General features: G+C 55.5%; 5 protein-coding genes (1 of these 5 running past the window's edge). 3 read left to right on the top strand and 2 right to left on the bottom strand.

The window, feature by feature from the left end; all coding sequences use genetic code 11:
• Nucleotides 1-113 precede the first annotated feature (113 nt).
• Entirely contained in the window at nt 114-710 is a 597-nt protein-coding gene (locus ACXJ5O_RS07995) for a class II aldolase/adducin family protein (protein WP_457299421.1), read from the top strand.
• Complete coding sequence (locus tag ACXJ5O_RS07990) at nt 701-895, top strand: hypothetical protein (protein WP_457299420.1); 195 nt, start codon at nt 701-703, stop codon at nt 893-895. The genes ACXJ5O_RS07995 and ACXJ5O_RS07990 overlap by 10 nt, the downstream gene beginning before the upstream one ends.
• A gap of 2 nt (nt 896-897) precedes the next feature.
• On the opposite strand, the gene ACXJ5O_RS07985 is transcribed toward ACXJ5O_RS07990, so the two are convergent.
• Together ACXJ5O_RS07985 and ACXJ5O_RS07980 are read right to left on the bottom strand one after the other, a co-directional pair.
• Nucleotides 898-1,398, bottom strand: a complete 501-nt coding sequence (locus ACXJ5O_RS07985) for a gluconokinase (protein WP_457299419.1) — start codon at nt 1,396-1,398, stop codon at nt 898-900.
• A complete protein-coding gene (locus ACXJ5O_RS07980; RefSeq protein WP_457299418.1) occupies nt 1,395-2,162 on the bottom strand; it encodes an SDR family oxidoreductase in 768 nt (255 codons plus the stop codon). Before ACXJ5O_RS07980 ends, ACXJ5O_RS07985 begins: the two co-directional genes overlap by 4 nt.
• A 163-nt stretch (nt 2,163-2,325) precedes the next feature.
• Between ACXJ5O_RS07980 and ACXJ5O_RS07975 the strand changes: the two genes are divergently transcribed.
• Nucleotides 2,326-3,237, top strand: the 5' portion of a protein-coding gene (locus ACXJ5O_RS07975; protein WP_457299417.1) for an aldehyde dehydrogenase family protein. Its footprint extends 522 nt past the window's final position; 912 of the gene's 1,434 nt are visible here — the first part of the coding sequence; it begins with the start codon at nt 2,326-2,328; its stop codon lies beyond the right edge, outside the window.

The following is a 3,237-nucleotide window of genomic DNA, read 5'->3' as shown; positions in this document are numbered from 1 at the left end:
GATGTATGTCGGTCTCTTCGTGATCGCGATCATCGGTTTCGTTTTGACATTGGTGCTTAACGAGATCGAAAAACGTCTCGTCCCCTGGAAGCGCTAAGTCGCCCGCCCACAGCATGGAAGAAGGAAAGATCATGGATCGGCACGCCCTTATCGAGGAACTGGTCACAGCCAACCATATTCTTGCAAATGAGAATGTATTGGATTCGTTTGGTCATGTGAGTATCCGGAATCCTGATCATCCCGACCGCTTTTTTCTGTCGCGCGCGCGCGCGCCAGCAATCATCGAAGCCGCGGACATCATGGAGTTCACGCTTGAAGGAGTGAGCGTTGGAGCTGAACCCGGTAAACCGTATTCCGAGCGCTTTATTCACGCAGGCATCTATGAGGCCCGGCCGGAGATCAATGCTGTTGTCCATAACCACAGTCCCAGCGTTATACCCTTTACGGTGACGAGCAAAAAGCTTCGTCCGATTATGCACATGTGTGCGCCCATCGGGGATGACATACCCACATGGGATATTCGAACCAAGTTCGGCGATTGCACCAATCTTCTGGTGACGGATCTCGCAATGGGGCGCGATCTCGCGGCCTGTCTCGGCGATCGGACCGTGACGCTGATGAGGGGCCACGGCAGCACCGTAGCTGCCCGTTCTCTTCGTGAGGTCGTGTCACCTCCGTCTACATGGAACTCAACGCCGATATGCAGATGAAGGCCATGGCCATGGGGGATGTGGACTATCTTTCCGAAGGCGAGATTGCTGCGATCAAACGCGGAAGGGCAGGGTACACATTTGAGCGAGGTTGGGAGAACTGGTGCAACCGTGTGGGCCGACCCTATGTCCCGGGCAGCCGGGAATTCGGCGAGGGCTTTTCACGCACTGATCCGCGTGGTTGATTTTACCAATGTTGTGTTCCCACCCAATCGACGCTCGCTGATATGATCTCATCGACTGGATGCTCAACGTTCTGTTGCAACACAAATGGCTCTCCCGTTGGACGTTCGAGCGTTGCGAGTTGGCTGTCAAGCATGGACAGGGGCATGAAGTGCCCCGTTCGCTTGCTCATATGATCTCGTAAAACAGCAAGACTTCCATCGAGGAAGATGAAGCCGAGTGGGCCGCCCGCTTCTTGCCTTAGCCGGTCTCGATAAGATTGTTTCAGGGCTGAACACGAAATAACAACACCTTTTTGGGCATTCGCCAATTCTGCGCCGATCTTGTCGAGCCATGGCCAGCGGTCTTCGTCGGTGAGTGGAATACCCGATGCCATTTTCTTTACATTGGCTGGAGGATGCAGCGTATCACCCTCGACAAATGGCAACTCCAGGGCGGCCGCTATGGCACGTCCGACGGAGGATTTGCCGGAACCGCTGACTCCCATGACGACAAGCCGGATCATAGCGACGCTGTGATTCCGCCGTCGACATGGATAATTTGGCCATTGACGAACGAAGAAGCGTTACTGGCGAGAAATACGGCCGCACCAATCAGTTCCTCGACATTGCCCCAACGTCCGGATGGCGTGCGCTTCTCCAGCCAGGATGAAAAGTCGGGATTGTCGACCAGCGCCTGATTGAGCGGCGTCTTGAAATAGCCCGGTGCGATCGCGTTGACTTGCAGACCGTACTTTGCCCAGTCAGTGCACATGCCACGGGTGAGATTGCGGACTGCGCCCTTCGTTGCGGTATAGGGAGCGATGGAGGGACGGRCAAGTTCGCTTTGTACCGAAGCAATGTTGATGATCTTGCCTCGTCCGCGCTTGATCATATGCTTTGCGACGCTTTGGCCGGCGTAAAAGACGCTTGAGATATTGGTCTGCAGCAATAGCTGCCACTTGTCCTCAGGGAAGTCTTCAAGCGGTGCTCTGAACTGCATCCCTGCATTATTGACAAGAATATCAATCGCACCGATTTCGGCCTCGATCTTGTCGACACCTGCCTTGACCGCTTGCAGATCAGTGACGTCGAAGTCAGAACCATGGACGGTGTAGCCATCCTCTCTTAGCTCAGCGACCGCCGCGTCCACTTTTGCCCTGTCCCGACCATTTATTACCACCGCAGCCCCATGCGCCGCCAATCCTTTGGCAAGCGCAAGACCGATGCCTTGGCTAGATCCCGTGATGAGAGCCAGTCGTCCCTCGAGGTTAAACAGCGGATAGGGCATAGCATTCGTTCCTTGAAGTTCGATCGATCAGCATCAATTTATCCGCAAATTCGATCCGTTCGAGCTTGTTTGCGGATATCAAAAAAGCGAGAGGCGGGAATTTCGCGTTGAATCACTCTAGTCCTATGGTATTGGTTCGGCCAAACAGAGCGAGAGAAAAATCATGACATTGCACCAGAATCTGATCAACGGCGAATGGGCCGGTGGCGACGCCATTCCCAATATCAATCCGTCGAACACCAATGACGTTGTTGGTCAATACGCCCGCGCCACAGCCGAAGATACTCTTAGCGCAATCGCAGCTGCAAAGGCGGCTTTCCCGGCATGGTCGCGCTCCGGCATCCTCGAACGCCACGCCATTCTCCGCAAGACAGCTGACGAGATTACAGCGCGCAAGGACGAGCTTGGCAGATTGCTGTCACGCGAGGAAGGCAAGAMCTTGCCAGAGGGTATCGGCGAGACGCTCCGCGCCGCCCAAATATTCGATTTCTTCGCGGGCGAAGTCTTGCGGCTTGCTGGTGAAGTGCTTCCGAGCGCCCGCCCGAATATCGGCGTTGAAATAACWCGCGAGCCGGTAGGTGTGGTGGGGATCATCACGCCATGGAATTTTCCGATTGCCATTCCGGCCTGGAAGATCGCTCCGGCGCTTGCGTATGGCAACACGGTGGTTTTCAAGCCGGCTGAACTCGTGCCGGGCTGCTCTTGGGCAATCGTCGATATATTGCATCGTGCCGGGCTGCCAAAAGGCGTGCTGAACCTTGTCATGGGCAAGGGTTCGGTTGTGGGCCAGACAATTCTCGACAGTGCGGACGTCAACGCTATTACGTTCACCGGATCGGTGGGCACCGGCAAGCGGGTTGCTGCGGCATCGGTTGAGCATATGCGCAAATTCCAGCTGGAAATGGGTGGCAAGAATCCGTTTGTGGTTCTGGATGATGCCGATTTGACTGTTGCTGTGGAGGCAGCGGTCAACAGCGGCTTCTTCTCGACTGGCCAACGGTGCACCGCTTCGTCGCGCATCATTGTCACCGAGGGGATCCATGACCGGTTCGTTGCGGCGATGACCGAACGCCTG

This window comes from Phyllobacterium sp. P5_D12 (assembly GCF_054049495.1).
The sequence above is the reverse complement of the archived record's forward strand: the minus strand, read 5'-3'. Positions and strand labels throughout refer to the sequence as shown.

What these genes read in the sequence shown, in the direction of transcription:
- ACXJ5O_RS07995 (WP_457299421.1), top strand. Translation starts at nt 114, where the DNA reads ATGGAAGAAGGAAAGATCATGGATCGGCACGCCCTTATCGAGGAACTG.
- ACXJ5O_RS07990 (WP_457299420.1), top strand. Translation starts at nt 701, where the DNA reads ATGCAGATGAAGGCCATGGCCATGGGGGATGTGGACTATCTTTCCGAA.
- ACXJ5O_RS07985 (WP_457299419.1), bottom strand. Translation starts at nt 1,398, where the DNA reads ATGATCCGGCTTGTCGTCATGGGAGTCAGCGGTTCCGGCAAATCCTCC.